12 protein-coding genes, 1 tRNA gene and 2 pseudogenes are annotated in these 16,560 nt (G+C 71.1%); 6 read left to right on the forward strand and 9 right to left on the reverse strand.

Translation table 11 applies throughout. The features are described 5' to 3' along the window. The first annotated feature begins 153 nt into the window (after positions 1–153). Entirely contained in the window at positions 154–1,230 is a 1,077-nt protein-coding gene (locus AC2W7G_RS00730) for an ABC transporter ATP-binding protein (RefSeq protein WP_485866735.1), read from the forward strand. Here the strand turns inward: AC2W7G_RS00730 and glpK (AC2W7G_RS00735) are convergent. Continuing rightward, a pseudogene (gene glpK / locus AC2W7G_RS00735) lies at positions 1,227–2,692 on the reverse strand (glycerol kinase GlpK). The gene AC2W7G_RS00730 and the pseudogene glpK (AC2W7G_RS00735) sit on opposite strands and share 4 nt — an antisense overlap. Before the next feature lie 238 nt (positions 2,693–2,930). Continuing rightward, positions 2,931–3,488: pseudogene (locus AC2W7G_RS00740) on the reverse strand (IclR family transcriptional regulator); the annotation flags it as partial. Positions 3,489–3,606: 118 nt separating this feature from the next. On the opposite strand from AC2W7G_RS00740, the gene AC2W7G_RS00745 reads away from it, so the two are divergent. Genes AC2W7G_RS00745 through AC2W7G_RS00755 form a run of 3 tightly spaced genes read left to right on the forward strand, consistent with a single transcriptional unit; the run spans position 3,607 to position 7,719 of the window. Beyond that, positions 3,607–4,431 carry an MIP/aquaporin family protein gene (locus AC2W7G_RS00745; protein WP_485866736.1) on the forward strand — a complete coding sequence of 275 codons (825 nt, stop codon included), beginning with the start codon at positions 3,607–3,609 and terminating at the stop codon, positions 4,429–4,431. Between the two features lie 30 nt (positions 4,432–4,461). Then, a complete protein-coding gene (glpK, locus tag AC2W7G_RS00750; RefSeq protein ID WP_485866737.1) occupies positions 4,462–5,979 on the forward strand; it encodes a glycerol kinase GlpK in 1,518 nt (505 codons plus the stop codon). Positions 5,980–5,991: 12 nt separating this feature from the next. Beyond that, positions 5,992–7,719, forward strand: a complete 1,728-nt coding sequence (locus tag AC2W7G_RS00755) for a glycerol-3-phosphate dehydrogenase/oxidase (protein ID WP_485866738.1) — start codon at positions 5,992–5,994, stop codon at positions 7,717–7,719. A 75-nt stretch (positions 7,720–7,794) separates the two neighbouring features. Here the strand turns inward: AC2W7G_RS00755 and AC2W7G_RS00760 are convergent. Then, positions 7,795–7,877, reverse strand: a tRNA-Leu gene (locus AC2W7G_RS00760). Positions 7,878–7,918: 41 nt separating this feature from the next. Between AC2W7G_RS00760 and AC2W7G_RS00765 the strand changes: the two genes are divergently transcribed. Both AC2W7G_RS00765 and AC2W7G_RS00770 read left to right on the forward strand, forming a co-directional pair. After that, positions 7,919–8,530, forward strand: a complete 612-nt coding sequence (locus AC2W7G_RS00765) for an ANTAR domain-containing response regulator (RefSeq protein WP_485866739.1) — start codon at positions 7,919–7,921, stop codon at positions 8,528–8,530. 168 nt (positions 8,531–8,698) lie between these two features. Then, on the forward strand, positions 8,699–9,967 hold the full coding sequence (locus tag AC2W7G_RS00770) for an ABC transporter substrate-binding protein (RefSeq protein WP_485866740.1): 1,269 nt from the start codon (positions 8,699–8,701) through the stop codon (positions 9,965–9,967). 69 nt (positions 9,968–10,036) lie between these two features. Here the strand turns inward: AC2W7G_RS00770 and AC2W7G_RS00775 are convergent, their stop codons facing one another. The 6 genes from AC2W7G_RS00775 to secD all read right to left on the reverse strand — a co-directional run bounded on the left by AC2W7G_RS00775 (position 10,037) and on the right by secD (position 16,367). Next, positions 10,037–11,188 carry a cystathionine gamma-synthase gene (locus AC2W7G_RS00775; RefSeq protein WP_485866741.1) on the reverse strand — a complete coding sequence of 384 codons (1,152 nt, stop codon included), beginning with the start codon at positions 11,186–11,188 and terminating at the stop codon, positions 10,037–10,039. After that, a complete protein-coding gene (locus tag AC2W7G_RS00780) occupies positions 11,185–11,895 on the reverse strand; it encodes a pyridoxal-phosphate dependent enzyme (protein WP_485866746.1) in 711 nt (236 codons plus the stop codon). The genes AC2W7G_RS00775 and AC2W7G_RS00780 overlap by 4 nt, the downstream gene beginning before the upstream one ends. Continuing rightward, on the reverse strand, positions 11,796–12,557 hold the full coding sequence (locus tag AC2W7G_RS00785; RefSeq protein WP_485866742.1) for a pyridoxal-phosphate dependent enzyme: 762 nt from the start codon (positions 12,555–12,557) through the stop codon (positions 11,796–11,798). Before AC2W7G_RS00785 ends, AC2W7G_RS00780 begins: the two co-directional genes overlap by 100 nt. 47 nt (positions 12,558–12,604) lie before the next feature. After that, the gene (locus AC2W7G_RS00790) at positions 12,605–13,138 is read right to left on the reverse strand and encodes a hypothetical protein (RefSeq protein WP_485866743.1); all 534 of its coding nucleotides are present in this window, start codon (positions 13,136–13,138) and stop codon (positions 12,605–12,607) included. A 209-nt stretch (positions 13,139–13,347) separates the two neighbouring features. Next, a complete protein-coding gene (locus AC2W7G_RS00795; protein WP_485866744.1) occupies positions 13,348–13,845 on the reverse strand; it encodes a DUF6318 family protein in 498 nt (165 codons plus the stop codon). 230 nt (positions 13,846–14,075) lie between these two features. Continuing rightward, positions 14,076–16,367, reverse strand: a complete 2,292-nt coding sequence (secD, locus tag AC2W7G_RS00800; protein WP_485866745.1) for a protein translocase subunit SecD — start codon at positions 16,365–16,367, stop codon at positions 14,076–14,078. Positions 16,368–16,560: the final 193 nt, after the last annotated feature.

Consider the following 16,560-nt stretch of genomic DNA (forward strand, 5'->3'; position numbering starts at 1 on the left):
CGCACCCCGCTGGGGTGCGGGCCCTTTCGACTGTCTGGACGAGAAAGTTTGGGAACGCTCCCACAAAAGTGTTCCGGATCACACGGCGATGTGTCAGGGTGGCTCCACCACTCGGATCGTCCGGCACGTTCCTGCCGGTGGAAAGGAGCCGTCATGGCTGCAGTGACCTTCGAGCAGGCGACCCGCCTGTTCCCCGGGCAGGACCGCCCCGCGGTCGACGCCCTCGACCTGCGCGTGGAGGACGGCGAGCTGCTCGTGCTCGTCGGCCCCTCCGGCTGCGGGAAGTCGACCTCGTTGCGGATGCTGGCCGGCCTGGAGGACGTCGACGCCGGCCGCATCCTCATCGGTGACGACGACGTCAGCCGGCGTCCGCCCAAGGAGCGCGACGTCGCGATGGTCTTCCAGAACTACGCGCTCTACCCGCACATGACGGTGGCCGAGAACATGGGCTTCGCGCTCAAGGTGGCCGGCGCCAAGGCGTCCGAGATCCGGCCGCGGGTGCTCGAGGCCGCCCGCATGCTCGACATCGAGCAGTTCCTCGACCGCAAGCCCAAGGCGCTGTCCGGCGGCCAGCGCCAGCGCGTGGCGATGGGCCGGGCGATCGTGCGCCAGCCCAAGGTCTTCCTCATGGACGAGCCGCTGTCGAACCTGGACGCCAAGCTGCGCGTCCAGACCCGGACGCAGATCGCGCAGCTGCAGCGCCGCCTCGGCACCACGACGGTCTACGTCACGCACGACCAGGTCGAGGCCATGACGCTGGGCGACCGCGTCGCCGTGCTCAAGGACGGCGTCCTGCAGCAGTGCGCCACGCCGCGCACGATGTACGACCGTCCGGCCAACGTCTTCGTGGCCGGCTTCCTCGGCTCGCCGGCGATGAACCTGTTGGAGCTGCCGATCGAGGACGGTGGGGTCCGTTTCGGCGACCTCGTCGTGCCGGTGCCGCGCGACGACCTGGCCGAGGCCGAGGGCCCGACGGTCGTCGTGGGCATCCGGCCCGAGAACCTCGAGGTCGCCGACTCCGGCGTGGCGATGCGCGTGGAGATCGTGGAGGAGCTCGGCGCCGACGCGTGGATGTACGGCACCGCGCGGCTGGGCTCGGAGTCCCCGATGCTGGTCGCCCGCGCCGACTGGCGGCGCCCGCCGCAGAAGGGCGCCGACCTGCACCTGGCGCCGGCCGACCCGGGCTCCATCCACCTGTTCTCGGCCACGACCGGACGCCGGCTCGGCTAGTCGTCGTCCTCGTCGTCGGGGCGGCCGGCCAGCAGCGCGGTCTCGACCGCGCGGCTCCAGCGTCGCGCGCCCCGGCGGCGGGTGGCCGGGTCCATCTGCGGCTGCCAGGACGCGGCACGGTGCCAGTTGCGGCGCAGCGCCCCGAGCCCGGCCCAGAACCCGACCGTGAGCCCGGCGGCGTAGGCGGCGCCCAGGCACACGGTCTCGGAGACGAGCGGACGCTGCACCGGCACGTCGAGCACGTCCGCCACCATCTGCATCAGCAGGTGGTTGGACGTCATGCCGCCGTCGACCCGCAGGCCGGCCAGCTCGATGCCCGCCTCGCGGCGCACCGCCTCGACCACTTCCCAGGTCTGCCACGCGGTCGCCTCGAGCACGGCCCGGGCGAGGTGGCCGCGACCGACGTACGAGGTGAGCCCGACGATGACGCCGCGGGCCTCCTGCGACCACCGCGGCGCGTAGAGGCCGGAGAACGCGGGCACGATCGTGCACCCGCCGCTGTCGTCGACGGTGCGGGCCAGGGTCTCGATCTGCGGCGCGGTCGGGATGATCTCCAGCGCGTCGCGCAGCCACTGCACGAGAGAGCCGGCCATGGCGATGGAGCCTCGAGGGCGTGCACCGGCGGCTCGTCGCCCAGGACATAGCCGATGGTGGTCAGCAGGCCCTGCGTGTCCGGCGGTCGTTCCGTGCCGGCGTTGACCAGCAGGAACGCCCCGGTGCCGTAGGTGCACTTGGCGTCGCCGGCCTCGAAGCAGGTCTGGCCGAGCAGCGCGGCCTGCTGGTCGCCGACCGCGGCGGCGATGGGCACGCCGCGCAGCAGGGTGCGGCAGTCGCCGTACCGCTCGGCGTTGCTGCGGATCTGCGGGAGCATCGCGCGCGGGACGTCGAGCAGGTCGAGCATCCCGTCGTCCCACTGCCGCGTCGACAGGTCCATCAGCATCGTCCGGCTCGCGTTGGTGGCGTCGGTGACGTGGATGCCGCCGTCGCGCCCGCCGGTGAGGTTCCAGATCAGCCAGGACTCCATCGTGCCGAACAGCGCGTCCCCGGCGGCGCCGCGCTCGCGCAGCCCCGGCACGTGGTCGAGCAGCCAGCGCAGGCGCGGGCCGGCGAAGTAGGTGGCCGGCCGCAGTCCCGTGGTGCGGCGCACGGTGTCGGCGTGACCGGCCGCGACGAGGTCGTCGACCAGCTCCGACGTCCGGGTGTCCTGCCAGGTGATGGCTGGCGCCAGCGGACGTCCGGTCGACGGGTCCCACACGACGGTGGTCTCGCGCTGGTTGGCGATGCCGAGCGCCGCGACGTCGCGGGCGTCGGCGCCGGCCTGGGCGAGGGCGGCCGGCACGACGCGCTGCACGTTGCGCCAGATCTCCAGCGCGTCGTGCTCGGCCCAGCCCGGACGCCGGAACAGCTGGCGGTGCTCGCGCTGGGCGAGGGAGACGGTCTGCCCCTGGCGGTCGAACAGCATGCACCGGGTGGACGTGGTGCCCTGGTCGACGGAAGCCACGAAGGTCACGACACCACCGCCCGCGAGATCGAGTGGGCCGTGGCGCGCACCTGCTCGAGCAGCGCGGGGGAGGGGCGTCCGTCCCGCCCGGTGACCCGCTCGATCGGGCCGCGCACCGACACCGCCCCCGACGACCACGCCCGCCGTAGCCGCGCAGTGCGACGGCGACGCCGGCCTCGTCGGGGTGCAGCTCACCGGACTCCGCGGCCCAGCCGGTCTCGCGGACCCGTTGCAGGACGGCCTCGAGCCGCGGACGCTGCGTGATCGTGCGCGCGGTGTAGCGCACCAGCTCAGGCGGGCGGGGCGGGCGCACGGCCAACGCCAGCAGCAGCTTGCCGGAGGCGGACGCGTGCAGCGGCAGCAGGTCGCCGATGCGCAGCACCTGGGCGCTGTCGTCGGGACGGAACACGTGGTGCACCACGCGGGCGCCGCCCGGCTCGGGCATCGTGACGAGCACCTCCAGGCGGGAGCGCGCGGCCAGGGCATCGGCCCAGTTGGTGGCGATCGAGCGCAGGTCGTGCGGGTCGACGGCCGCCTGGCCGAGCCGGGCCAGCGCGTCGCCCAGGGCGTACGAGCCGCCGCTGCCGCGCTGCTCGACGACGCCCACGTCGCGCAGCGTGCGCACGAGGCCGAACGCCGTCGTCTTCGGCAGGCCGAGCGCGTCGGCGATCTCGGCGAGGTCGAGCGGACGTCCGGCCGCCGCGAGCGTCCGCAGCACCGCGACCGCCCGCTCCACCGCCTGCACGTTGCCTGGCATGGCGCCCACCGTACCCGCGTTCGACGATGTCGAACGGCTCGTGTTGCCGCGCGTCACACCGCTTCCTAGGTTCGCACCAACGCCGGCAACGGAGCCGGCCGCGAGTGAGGACGGACGTGTGAAGCACAAGCCACTCGTCGGGGAGCTGTCCGCAGAGTTCTTCGGCACGATGATCCTGATCCTGTTCGGCGTGGGCGTGGTCGCCCAGGTCGTCACCGGCGGCGGCACCGGCGCCGACGGCGGGGCGGGCGACTGGAACTCCATCGCCTGGGCCTGGGGCCTGGCCGTGACGCTCGGCGTCTACGTCGCCGCCCGGCTCAGCGGGGCGCACCTGAACCCGGCCGTGACGGTCGCGCTGGCCGCCTTCAAGGGCTTCGAGTGGCGCAAGGTCGCGCCCTACTCGCTGGCCCAGCTGGCCGGCGCCTTCGTCGCCGCGCTCATCGTGCGCGTCACGTACGCCGACCAGATCGCCAAGGTCGACGCCGGCCACACCAAGGCCACGCAGGGCATCTTCTCGACCTCGCCGGCCGAGGGCGTCTCGATGGCCACGGCGTTCCTGGACCAGATCGTCGGCACCGCCATCCTGGTCTTCGTCATCTTCGCGCTCACCACGGCGGCCAACAACGGCCCGCTGGCCAACCTCGGCCCGGTCACCGTCGGCCTCACCGTCGTCGCGATCGGCCTGGCCTTCGGCTCGAACGCCGGGTACGCGATCAACCCCGCCCGCGACCTGGGCCCGCGCCTCGCGTCGTGGATCACCGGCTACGGCGACGCCTTCTACTCGGCGAACGGCGACCAGCTCTACTTCTGGGTGCCGATCGTCGCGCCGGTCATCGGCGGCCTGGTCGGCGGCGCCCTGTTCAAGTACTTCATCGAGGCGTTCCTGCCCGACGAGGACGCCCTCCCCAAGGCCGACGCCCCCGTCGGCGACACCAACACCTGACCCGCACCGCGACCCTCGAGAGGCACCGACATGGCTGACTACATCGGCTCGATCGACCAGGGCACCACCAGCACGCGCTTCATGATCTTCGACCACGGCGGCAACGAGGTGGCCCGCCACCAGCTCGAGCACGAGCAGGTGATGCCGAAGGCCGGGTGGGTCGAGCACGACCCCACCGAGATCTGGGAGCGCACGACCTCCGTCGTCCAGACCGCCCTGCGCCGCGCGCGCCTGGAGGCGTCCGACCTGGCCGCCCTGGGCATCACCAACCAGCGCGAGACGACCGTCGTGTGGAACAGGCGCACCGGGCGTCCGTACTACAACGCGATCGTCTGGCAGGACACGCGCACCGACCGCATCGCGTCCGCCCTGGAACGCGACGGGCACGGCGACACGATCCGGCACAAGGCCGGGCTCCCGCCCGCGACCTACTTCGCCGGCGGCAAGATCAAGTGGATCCTGGAGAACGTCGACGGCGTCCGCGAGGCGGCCGAGGCCGGCGACGCGATCTTCGGCACCACCGACTCGTGGCTCGTCTGGAACCTCACCGGCGGCCCGCGCGGCGGCGTCCACGTCACCGACGTCACGAACGCCAGCCGCACGATGCTCATGGACTTGGAGACGCTCGACTGGGACGACGAGCTGCTCGCCATCTTCGACATCCCGCGCTCGATGCTGCCCGAGATCCGGTCGTCGTCCTCGCCCGAGCCGTACGGCCACACGCTCGAGACCGGCCCGTTCGGCGGCGAGGTCCCGATCACCGGCATCCTCGGCGATCAGCAGGCGGCGACCGTCGGCCAGGTGTGCTTCGAGCCCGGCGAGGCGAAGAACACCTACGGCACCGGCAACTTCATGCTGCTCAACACCGGCACCGAGATCGTCCGGTCGAAGTCCGGCCTGCTCACGACGCCGGCGTACAAGTTCGGCGACGAGCCCTGCGTGTACGCGCTGGAGGGCTCGATCGCGGTGACCGGCTCGGCCGTGCAGTGGCTGCGCGACCAGCTGGGCATCATCTCCGGTGCCGCGCAGTCCGAGTCGCTGGCCAAGCAGGTCGAGGACAACGGCGGCGTCTACTTCGTCCCGGCCTTCTCCGGCCTGTTCGCCCCGTACTGGCGCTCGGACGCCCGCGGCGCCATCGTCGGCCTGTCGCGCTACAACACCAACGCGCACCTGGCCCGCGCCACGCTGGAGTCGATCTGCTACCAGAGCCGCGACGTGGCCGAGGCCATGGCCAAGGACTCCGGCGTCGAGCTCGAGGTGCTCAAGGTCGACGGCGGCGTGACCGCCAACGAGCTGTGCATGCAGATCCAGTCCGACGTCCTCGGCGTCCCGGTCAGCCGTCCGGTCGTGGCCGAGACCACCGCGCTCGGCGCGGCGTACGCCGCCGGTTTGGCGGTCGGGTTCTGGGGCAACACCGACGAGCTGCGCGAGAACTGGAACGAGTCCAAGCGCTGGGAGCCCTCGTGGGACGAGGACCGGCGCGAGGAGGGTTACGCCCAGTGGAAGAAGGCCGTGACCCGCACCCTCGACTGGGTGGACGTGGACTGAGGAGGTTCGACCATGCGATCGGTTGCCCTGTCACCGCAGGCCCGTGAGGACGCGCTCGACGCGATGGAGAGCGAGGTGCTTGACGTCCTGGTCGTCGGCGGCGGCGTCGTCGGCGCCGGAGCGGCGCTGGACGCCGTCACCCGCGGCCTGACCGTCGGCCTCGTCGAGGCGCGCGACGTCGCGTCGGGCACGTCCAGCCGCTCCAGCAAGCTCATGCACGGCGGGCTGCGGTACCTGGAGATGCTCGACTTCCGGCTCGTGGCCGAGGCGCTCAAGGAGCGCGGCCTCAACCTGGAGCGGCTCGCGCCGCACCTGGTCAAGAAGGTGCCGTTCCTGTACCCGCTGACCCACCGCGGCTGGGAGCGGTTCTACGTCGGCTCGGGCGTCGCGCTGTACGACGCGATGAGCAAGGCGTCCGGCTACGGCTCCAGCGTGCCGATCCACCGGCACCTGACCCGGCGCGGCGCGCGCAAGCTCGCCCCGTCGCTGCGCAAGGACGCCCTGGTCGGCGCCCTGCGCTACTACGACGCCCAGGTCGACGACGCCCGGCACACGATGTTCCTGGCCCGCACCGCGGCCGCGTACGGGGCGCACGTCGCCACCCGTGCGCGCGTCGTGGACCTGGTGAAGGAGGGCGAGCGGGTCGTCGGCGCGCACGTCCGCGACCTGGAGACCGGCCGCGAGCTCACCGTCCGGGCCCGTCAGGTGGTCAACGCCACCGGCGTCTGGACCGACGACACCCAGCAGATGGCGGGGGAGCGCGGGCTGTTCCACGTGCGCGCGTCCAAGGGCATCCACCTCGTCGTGCCGCGCGACCGGCTGCGCAGCGAGACCGGCATGATCCTGCGCACCGAGAAGTCGGTGCTGTTCGTCATCCCGTGGGGCCGGCACTGGATCATCGGCACCACCGACACGGCCTGGTCGCTGAGCAAGGACCACCCGGCGGCGAGCGAGAGCGACATCGACTACCTGCTGGACCACGTCAACGAGGTGCTCGAGACGCCGCTGACCCGTGACGACGTCCAGGGCGTCTACGCGGGCCTGCGTCCGCTGCTCGAGGGCGAGTCCGAGGCGACGTCGAAGCTGTCGCGCGAGCACGCCGTGGGCCACCCCGCCCCGGGCCTGGTCGTCGTGGCCGGCGGCAAGTACACGACGTACCGGGTGATGGCCAAGGACGCCATCGACGAGGCGGTGCACGGGCTGGAGGCGCAGCTGGACCGCAAGGTCCCGGCCTGCGTCACCGAGGACGTCCCGCTGCTCGGCGCGGAGGGGTACGAGGCGCTGTGGAACACCCGTCACCTGCTCGCCCGCAGCAGCGGGCTGCACGAGGTGCGGGTCGAGCACCTGCTCAACCGCTACGGCTCCCTCGTCCACGAGGTGCTCGCGCTGATCGAGGCCGACCCCTCGCTCGGCGAGCCGCTGGGCGGCGCGGACGACTACCTGCGGGCCGAGGTCGTCTACGCCACCAGCCACGAGGGGGCCCGGCACCTGGACGACGTGCTCACCCGGCGCACCCGCATCTCGATCGAGGAGTTCGACCGCGGACTGGGGGCGTGCGAGGAGGTCGCCGAGCTCATGGCCGGCGTGCTCGGCTGGGACGACGCGCAGCGCACCCGCGAGGTGGAGCACTACCGCAGCCGGGTCGAGGCCGAGCGCGAGAGCCAGCGGATGCCCGACGACGAGACCGCCGACGCCGCGCGAAAGGGGGCGCCGGACGTCGTGCCGGTGACGACCGCGTAGGTCGTCGGCGAGCGAGACACGGACGGCACCGTCGCGCGGAGGACCTGCGCGGCGGTGCCGTCGTCGTGCTCACGGTGCCGGGTAGGGGACTCGAACCCCTACGCCCTCTCGGACAACGGTTTTTGAGACCGTCGCGTCTACCATTCCGCCAACCCGGCCGGGCGCCCGACGCGTCGCGGGCGCCGGATAACCTTCTCACGTGGACGACTCGACGACCGACGCGACACCGGCCCCTCGCGTGCTCATCGCCGAGGACGAGGCGCTGATCCGGCTCGACCTCTCCGAGATGCTCGCCGAGGAGGGCTACGACGTCGTCGGGCAGGCAGCGGACGGCGAGCAGGCTGTCGCGCTGGCCCACGAGCTGCGCCCCGACCTCGTCGTCATGGACGTCAAGATGCCCAAGCTCGACGGCATCGCGGCCGCCTCACAGATCGCCCAGGCCCGCATCGCCCCGGTCGTCATGCTGACCGCGTTCAGCCAGCGCGACCTGGTCGAGCGCGCCGGCGAGGCGGGCGCGATGGCCTACCTGGTCAAGCCGTTCACCAAGTCCGACCTCGTGCCCGCCATCGAGGTCGCCCGCAGCCGGTTCGCCGAGCTGCGCCAGCTCGCCGACGAGGTCGGCACGCTCGAGGAGCAGCTCGCCGCGCGCAAGGCGGTCGAGCGGGCCAAGTCCCTGCTGCAGCAGGCGCTGGGCATCAGCGAGGCCGAGGCCTTCCGCTGGATCCAGAAGACCGCGATGGACCTGCGCATGTCGGCCCGCGAGGTGGCCGAGCAGGTCGTGGAGAAGGGCCCGGGCCTCGGCGCCTCCTGAGCCCGTCCGCGTCCTCGCGGGGACGCATTACAACTTGGCTACGAAACCCATCAATTCGTCGTGCGTAACCCATTCGGCACGAACGAGGACTATTTTCTTCGCAACGCGACCTAGGTCACGACCCTGACGTGACCGGGCCGACCACCCGTTGAAATCCCCGGAGGATTGATGAAGAACAGCACCAAGCTCGTTCGTCTCGCCGCCGTCGCTGCCGCGAGCGCCCTCGTGCTCACGGCGTGCGGTGGCGGCGACGACGACAAGTCGTCGGACGACAAGTCGTCGAGCGCTCCTGCTGCCAAGGGCGACGGCACGCTGACCGTCGGCACCCTGCTGCCGTCGACCGGCGACCTCGCCTTCCTCGGCCCGCCGGAGTTCGCCGGTGTCGACCTGGCCGTCAAGGACATCAACGACGCCGGTGGCGTGCTCGGCAAGCCGGTCAAGTCCACCCGCGCCGACTCCGGTGACGGCACCCCGAAGATCGCGCCCGGCTCGGTCGACAAGCTGCTCGCCGCGAAGTCCGACGTCATCGTCGGCGCCGCGTCCTCGAGCGTCTCCCTCTCGGTCATCGACAAGATCGTCGGCGCCGGCGTCGTGCAGTTCTCGCCGGCCAACACGTCGACCGCGTTCGACGAGTACGACGACAAGGGCCTGTACTTCCGCACGGCCCCGTCGGACGTCCTCCAGGGTGCGGTGCTCGGCAACCTCGTGCTCCAGGACGGTGCGAAGAACGTCGCGATCATGGCCCGCCAGGAGGCCTACGGCGAGGCGCTGGCCGAGAACACCAAGAAGACGATCGAGGAGCAGGGCGGCAAGGTCGCCGAGACCGTCCTCTACGCCGTGGACGCCACGTCGTACACCTCCGAGATCCAGAAGATCAAGGACTCGGGCGCCGACGCCATCATCGTCATCGCCTTCAACGAGACCACCAAGATCATCCCGGGTCTGGAGCAGGCCGGCATCGGCCCGAAGAAGGTCCCCACGTACTTCGTCGACGGCAACACGGCGGACTACAGCAAGGACTTCCCGAAGGGCACCCTCCAGGGCGTCAAGGCGACCTACCCGGGCGCCGAGCTGAAGGACGACTTCAAGCAGCGCATGCTGCAGATCGACCCGAAGCTGTCCGACTTCACGTACGGCCCGGAGTCCTACGACGCGACCATCATGTCGGCCCTGGCCGCCGAGGCCGCGAAGGACGACTCGGGTGAGTCGATCGCCAGCAAGCTGGTCGAGATCTCCCGCGAGGGTGAGAAGTGCACGACGTTCAAGGACTGCGTCGCGCTCCTCAAGGACGGCAAGGACATCGACTACGACGGTGTCTCCGGCCCGGTCGACCTGAACGACTCCGGCAGCCCCTCGAAGGCCACCATCGGCATCTTCGAGTACGCCGCGGACAACACGTTCAAGAACATCGACTACGTCACGGGCGTCGTCGAGTGACCTGCTGAACCCGCAACAGCAAGGGGCCCCGGCGTTCTCGCCGGGGCCCCTTCGCGTTGCTGCGAGACGTCAGGACAGCGCCTGCTCCAGGTCGGCGAGCAGGTCGGCGGTGTCCTCGATGCCGACCGACAGGCGCACCAGGTCGTCGGGCACCTCCAGCAGCGAGCCGGCGGTGGACGCGTGGGTCATCGCGCCGGGGTGCTCGATGAGCGACTCGACGCCCCCGAGGCTCTCGGCGAGCGTGAACACCTCGGTGCGGGCGCACAGGTCCAGCGCGGCCTGACGTCCGCCGGCCAAGCGCAGCGAGATCATGCCGCCGAAGCGGCGCATCTGCTTGGCGGCGGTGTCGTGGCCGGGGTGGTCGGGCAGGCCGGGGTACAGCACCTTCGCGACGGCGGGATGGCCGACGAGCATGTCGACGATCGCCTCGGCGCTCGTGCAGTGCTGCTCCATGCGCAGCGCGAGCGTCTTGGCGCCGCGCATCGTCAGGTAGGCGCCGAACGGGTCCGGGACGCCGCCCGCGCCGTTCTGCAGGAAGCCGAAGCCGAGGTCGAGCTCCTCGTCGTCGGTGACCAGCGCTCCGCCCACGACGTCGGAGTGGCCGCCCACGTACTTGGTGGTCGAGTGCAGCACGACGTCCGCGCCCAGCGACAGCGGCTGCTGCAGGTAGGGCGAGGCGAACGTGTTGTCGACGAGCAGCTTCGCGCCGGACGTGTGCGCCAGCTCGGCGGCGGCGGCGATGTCGCCGACGTTGAGCAGCGGGTTGGTCGGCGTCTCCATCCAGACGAGCTTCGTCTCGGGCCGGATGGCCTCGCGGATCGCGTCGAGGTCGTTCACCGCGGCGGGCGTGTAGCTGATGCCCCAGTGGGTGAAGACCTTGTCGATGAGCCGGAAGGTTCCGCCGTACGCGTCGTTGGGGATGACCAGGTGGTCACCCGGGCGCAGGATCGTGCGCAGCGCGCAGTCGGTGGCGGCCATGCCGGAGCTGAACGCGCGTCCGTACGTGCCGTTCTCCAGCGCGGCGAGGTTCGCCTCGAGCGAGCGGCGCGTGGGGTTGCCGGTGCGGGCGTACTCGAAGCCGGACCGCATGCCGCCGACGCCGTCCTGGGCGAAGGTCGACGACGCGTAGATCGGGGTGTTCACCGCACCGGTGACGGGATCGGGGTCCCAGCCGGCGTGGACGGCCCGGGTGCTGAATCCGTGGTCGCTGCGCTCGCTCATACGTGGACTCCCAGCAGGTCGTGGCGGGTGAGGACGCCGACCGGGCGGCCCTCGTCGACGACCATGAGGGCGTCGCTCTCGCTGAGCGCCTTCATGGCGGCGGTGAGGTCCTCGCCGGTGCCGATGAGCGGCAGGCGCGGACCCATGTGGTCGACGACCGCGTCGGTCAGGGCGGCACGTCCCTCGAAGACGGCGCTCAGCAGGTCGCTCTCGTTGACGCTGCCGGCGACCTCGCCGATGACGACCGGCGGCTCGGCGCCGACGACAGGCATCTGCGAGACGCCGTACTCGCGCAGGATCTCGATCGCGTCGCGCACCGTCTCGGACGGGTGCGTGTGCACGAGCGCCGGCATGTCGCCGCTCTTCTTGCGCAGGATGTCGCCGACCGTCGGCTCGTCCGTGCGGCCGTCGAGCGAGGAGCTCAGGAAGCCGTAGGACGCCATCCAGTCGTCGTTGAAGATCTTGCCCATGTAGCCGCGGCCGCCGTCGGGCAGCAGCACCACGATGACGGCGTCCGGCTCGCGCCGGGCGACCTCGAGCGCGGCGACGACGGCCATGCCGCACGAGCCGCCGACGAGCAGGCCCTCCTCGCGGGCGAGGCGGCGGGTCATCTCGAAGGAGTCGGCGTCGCTGACGGCGATGATCTCGTCGGTGACCGTCGGGTCATAGGCGCTGGGCCAGAAGTCCTCGCCGACGCCCTCGACCAGGTACGGACGGCCGGTGCCGCCGGAGTAGACCGAGCCGATCGGGTCGCGCCGATGATCTTCACGCGACCGTCGGAGACCTCCTTGAGGTAGCGGCCGACGCCGGTGATGGTGCCACCGGTGCCGACGCCGGCCACGAAGTGCGTGACCTTGCCGTCGGTGTCGGCCCAGATCTCCGGGCCGGTGGTCTCGTAGTGGCTCTGCGGACCGGCCGGGTTGGAGTACTGGTCGGGCTTCCAGGCGCCCTCGACCTCGCGGACGAGGCGGTCGGAGACCGAGTAGTAGGAGTCGGGGTGCTCGGGCGGGACGGCCGTGGGGCAGACGACGACCTCGGCGCCGTAGGCGCGCAGCACGTTGCGCTTGTCCTCGCCGACCTTGTCCGGGCAGACGAAGATGCAGCTGTAGCCGCGCTGCTGGGCGACGAGGGCGAGTCCGACACCGGTGTTGCCCGACGTCGGCTCGACGATCGTGCCGCCGGGCTTGAGCGCTCCGGACGCCTCGGCGGCGTCGACCATCCGCACCGCGATGCGGTCCTTAGAGCTGCCTCCGGGGTTCAGGTACTCGACCTTGGCCGCGACGAGGCCGGAGCCCTCGGTGACGACGTTGTTGAGCTTGACGAGCGGGGTGCCCCCGACGAGGTCGACGACATGATTGGCGATCCGCATGCCGCCATTCTTGCATCCAGCCCGTGAGACGGCCGGGTCGCGCCCGGCTACGGGGCGGTGAGGACGGGCCGCGCCTCGCGCACCGTGATCGTGGTCGCAGGACCGGTCGCGGTGATCGTCTCGGCCAGCGTCTGCCACGGCCCGCCGTCGATGCGGAAGCGGATTTCGTACGCGGCGTCGACACGCAGGCTCACCCGCTCGGCCGGGCGCGTGTAGCGGTGCACGACGTCCTTGCTGGGGTAGGGGGCGCCCGGCGTCGAGGTCTGCTGGGTGGTGCCGTCGCCGTGGTGCCAGGTGTAGGTCGTGGGGGAGGCCTGGAGCTCGACCCGGCTGCCGAGCAGGCTGATCGTGCGGGCGAAGTCGGGCTCGTCGGTGTGCAGGATCGTGTCGAGGTTCACCAGCGTCTCGCCACCGGGCTGCACCGTGAGTCGCAGCCGCGGCAGCCCGATCTCGCGGACGGCCGTGAGGACGCGGCCCGGCGTCACGCGCGGTGCCGCGGCCTCCGGGGCCGCGGCTGGTTGGGCCGGGTCGGGGTCGTTGAAGTCGCTCGGCAGCGCACAGCGGTAGTTGGGGTTGGACATATCGACGAAACAACGAGGTGGGATGCCTCTCCGCCGATGGACCGGCGAGAAGGAAGGCGAATCTGATTTCGGCTCCCATCGCTGGCCGAAGCGGTCGCCCCGTCGCTCCTCCTTGCCGGAGATGACCACAGACGTGTCGAGCGAATCTGGCTCGATATCGATGTCCGCGCCGACAGCCGCTGGTAGAAGGAGTAGAGCAAGCGTCGCCATCATGTGGCATCACGCATCACAGTGATCGTGTTGGTTTGGCGATCCACTTGAAAGTAGATGCGGTACTCGTCCGGGCCGGCTTGCTCGATCGCGGCCACCGTAGCCATCACGCCGTGACCAGCGGAGTCGGACTCGACTTCCAAGGCTGTCGTCTTCCAGTCGAGCTTCGATGAACGCTGTTTGTCGAAGATCTGGATGTACTTATTGCACCCGACGCAATCTGGAGCGGTAACCCTCTGCATCGGACCTGTATCGCCGGTGTGTGCTGCGTAGACGAGCGCCTTAACAAAGTAGTCGACCAAGGCCGCCGCGCCCGAGGCTGATCCGCTCGAGGCGACAGCCGGCATGGTGGGGGGCGGCTCGGTGGGCGTCGGGCTGGCGCTGGTGGCGGAGGTACTCGGGGCCGGTGAGGGCTTCGCGTCCGCGTCGTCGCCGGAGCAGGACGCGAGCAGGAGCAGGGTGCCGAGTGCGAGGACGGCGGGTCCGGGTCTGTTCATGCTTCCCCCGAAGACAGTGGACAGTAGGCCCAACGTAACCGCGGGTGTTCGGCGTTGTCAGCCCTCGACCGCCACCTGTGGACTGGGCGGGACGGAGCTTCATGCGTTGCGGCGGTCCGGGCGACCCGAACGCATGAAGATGCGTCGCCCCGCGTCCACCACAGCGCCCCACAGACGTCGATGCCCTGCGGTCGCGGGGGCGACCACAGGGCATGACGGTGCTCGAGCGGCTAGACGGTGCCGCTCTCGGTGACGCGGGAGTCGACGTGCGCGTACGGGTCGACCGCCTTCGGCGCCTTCTCCGGGTCGTGCGGCCAGCGCTCCTCCAGGACGACCGCCAACGCCGAGGCGGTGAAGATCGTCGAGAGGATGCCGAAGCCCAGACCGATCAGCAGAGCGATGGCGAAGTCGCGCAGCGAGTCGCCGCCCAGCACCGCCAGGGCCGCCAGGATGAACATGGCGCCCAGGCCCGTGTTGATGGTGCGCGGGATCGTCTGCAGGATCGCCTCGTTCACCACGTCGCGCAGGCGCCGGCCGCGGTTCTCGGCCGTGTGCTCGCGGATGCGGTCGAACACGACGATCGTGTCGTTCACGGCCAGGCCGATCACCGACAGGATCGCGGCCAGGAAGACGCCGTCGACGAGCTTGCCGGTCCAGGCGAAGAAGCCCACGACCGTCAGCACCACCGACGACATCGACAGCACGGCCGCCGCGGCGTAGGTCCAGCGGAAGCGCCAGGCCAGGTACAGCATCTGCGCGGCCGCGGCGATGATGAACGCGATGATCGCCTTGTCGCGCAGCTCCTTGCCGAGCGTCGGGCCGATCAGCTCGTCGCGCTGCTTCTCGACCGTGCCGCCGACCGTGGCCAGCGCGTCCTGGACCTCGACGGCCTCCTCGTTGGAGATCTTCTCCAGGCGGACGCTGATGTTGTTCTCGGTGCCGTCGCCCGACGACTCCTGCACGACCGCGCTGGGGAACCCGGCGTCGGAGATCGCCTCGCGTGCGGTGTCGATCGAGACGTCCTTGGAGTGCGAGAACTCCAGCACGCGTCCACCGGTGAACTCCACGCCCAGGTTCAGACCGCGCACCAGCAGACCGCCGATCGAGACGACGGCGATGACGATCGTCACGACGATCCACGTGCCGGCGCGGTTCATGAGGTTCGGGCCGCTCTCGTTCAGGTAGCGGCGGATGCGACCGGTCTTGGCCAGGCCGGTGAGGTTGGCCCGGTTGCGGACGAACGAGCGGCGCACCGCCCACTCGCACAGGACGCGGGCCACGACGAGCGCCGAGAACATCGACGCGACGGTGCCGATGGACAGCGTGACGCCGAAGCCCTTGACCGGGCCGGACGCCAGGAAGAACAGCAGCACCGCGGCCAGCAGGGTCGTGATGTTGGAGTCGAGGATCGCCGACCAGGCCTTGTTGAAGCCGGTGCTGACCGACCGCTCGAGGTTGCCTCTCTCGGCGAACTCCTCCCGGGCTCTCTCGAAGACCAGGACGTTGGCGTCGATGGCCAGGCCGATGGCGAGCACGAAGCCGGCCAGGCCGGGCAGCGTCAGCGTCGAGCCCAGCCACACGAGCAGGCCGAACGAGATGAGCGCGTACGTGGCGAGCGCGATGGTCGCCAGGAAGCCCATGAGGCGGTAGACGATGACGATGAAGATGCCGGTCATCGCGATGCCGATGATGCCGGCCTCGATGGACGCGTCGATGGCGGCGTCGCCGAGGGTGGCACCGACGGTGCGCTGCTCGATGACCTCGACGGGCACGGGCAGGGCGCCGCCCTTGATGAGGACGGCCAGGTTGTCGGCCTCCTCCTGGGTGAACGAGCCGGTGATGGACGTGCTGCCGCCGCCGCCGGACGCGCACAGGTCGGGCTGGACGCCGGGGGAGGAGATGACCTTCTGGTCCAGCACGATCGCGATGCGCTGGCCGGCGCTGGGGTTGGCGCAGGCGGACGCGACGAGCTCGCTCCAGCCGGGACGGCCGGTCTTGTTGAACTCGACGTTCACGACCCACTGGCCGATGCCGCCGTCGGGCGTGGCAGCGTTGGCGTCGCTGACGCCGTTGCCGTCGAGCAGCTGCGGACCGACCACGATCGGCGCGCCGCTCTCGTCCTCCAGCAGCTGCTGGCCCTTGGCGAGCTTGGGCTCGGCCTCGGTCGGGATGCTGAGCACCTCGTGGAAGCTCAGCTGGGCGGTCTGGCCGATGACCTCGGCCGCTTCGCGCGGGTCCTGGACGCCGGGCAGCTCGACGACGATGCGGTTGTCGCCGGAGCGGGCGAGCGTCGGCTCGGCGACGCCGAGGGCGTCGACGCGGCCGCGCAGCACCTCGAGCGCGCGGTCGGTGGACTCGGCGTCGGCCTTGACCTTGGCGCTGTCCTTGGTCTCCAGGACGATCTGGGTGCCGCCCTCGAGGTCGAGGCCGAGCTTGGCCGGGGTGGTGAGCGCGAGGGCGAACGACGCGGCGATGACCGCGAGCGCCGCCAGGGCGCGCCACAGGTTGGTGCGGGATGTCATGGGTGTCTTTCGGGTGGGACGCCGAGTCGGCGCGGTGGGACGGACGTGCGGGCGGCGCTCAGGCCGGCGGCGCACGTCCTTCCGGGGTCACGAGCGCGGCCGGATCGACCGACCGGGGCGCCGGCGCGTCGGCGTCGACGACGCCGTGCGCAGGCGGGACGGCCCACGACGTCGACGAGGACGGCGAGGCCGT

The sequence above is a fragment of the Aeromicrobium sp. PFPM2_SD2 genome (assembly GCF_057364525.1).

Coding starts and splice junctions, on each gene's coding strand:
- AC2W7G_RS00730 (WP_485866735.1), top strand. CDS start 154: ATGGCTGCAGTGACCTTCGAGCAGGCGACCCGCCTGTTCCCCGGGCAG.
- glpK (WP_485866737.1), top strand. CDS start 4,462: ATGGCTGACTACATCGGCTCGATCGACCAGGGCACCACCAGCACGCGC.
- AC2W7G_RS00755 (WP_485866738.1), top strand. CDS start 5,992: ATGCGATCGGTTGCCCTGTCACCGCAGGCCCGTGAGGACGCGCTCGAC.
- AC2W7G_RS00770 (WP_485866740.1), top strand. CDS start 8,699: ATGAAGAACAGCACCAAGCTCGTTCGTCTCGCCGCCGTCGCTGCCGCG.
- AC2W7G_RS00775 (WP_485866741.1), bottom strand. CDS start 11,188: ATGAGCGAGCGCAGCGACCACGGATTCAGCACCCGGGCCGTCCACGCC.
- AC2W7G_RS00785 (WP_485866742.1), bottom strand. CDS start 12,557: ATGCGGATCGCCAATCATGTCGTCGACCTCGTCGGGGGCACCCCGCTC.
- AC2W7G_RS00790 (WP_485866743.1), bottom strand. CDS start 13,138: ATGTCCAACCCCAACTACCGCTGTGCGCTGCCGAGCGACTTCAACGAC.
- AC2W7G_RS00795 (WP_485866744.1), bottom strand. CDS start 13,845: ATGAACAGACCCGGACCCGCCGTCCTCGCACTCGGCACCCTGCTCCTG.
- secD (WP_485866745.1), bottom strand. CDS start 16,367: ATGACATCCCGCACCAACCTGTGGCGCGCCCTGGCGGCGCTCGCGGTC.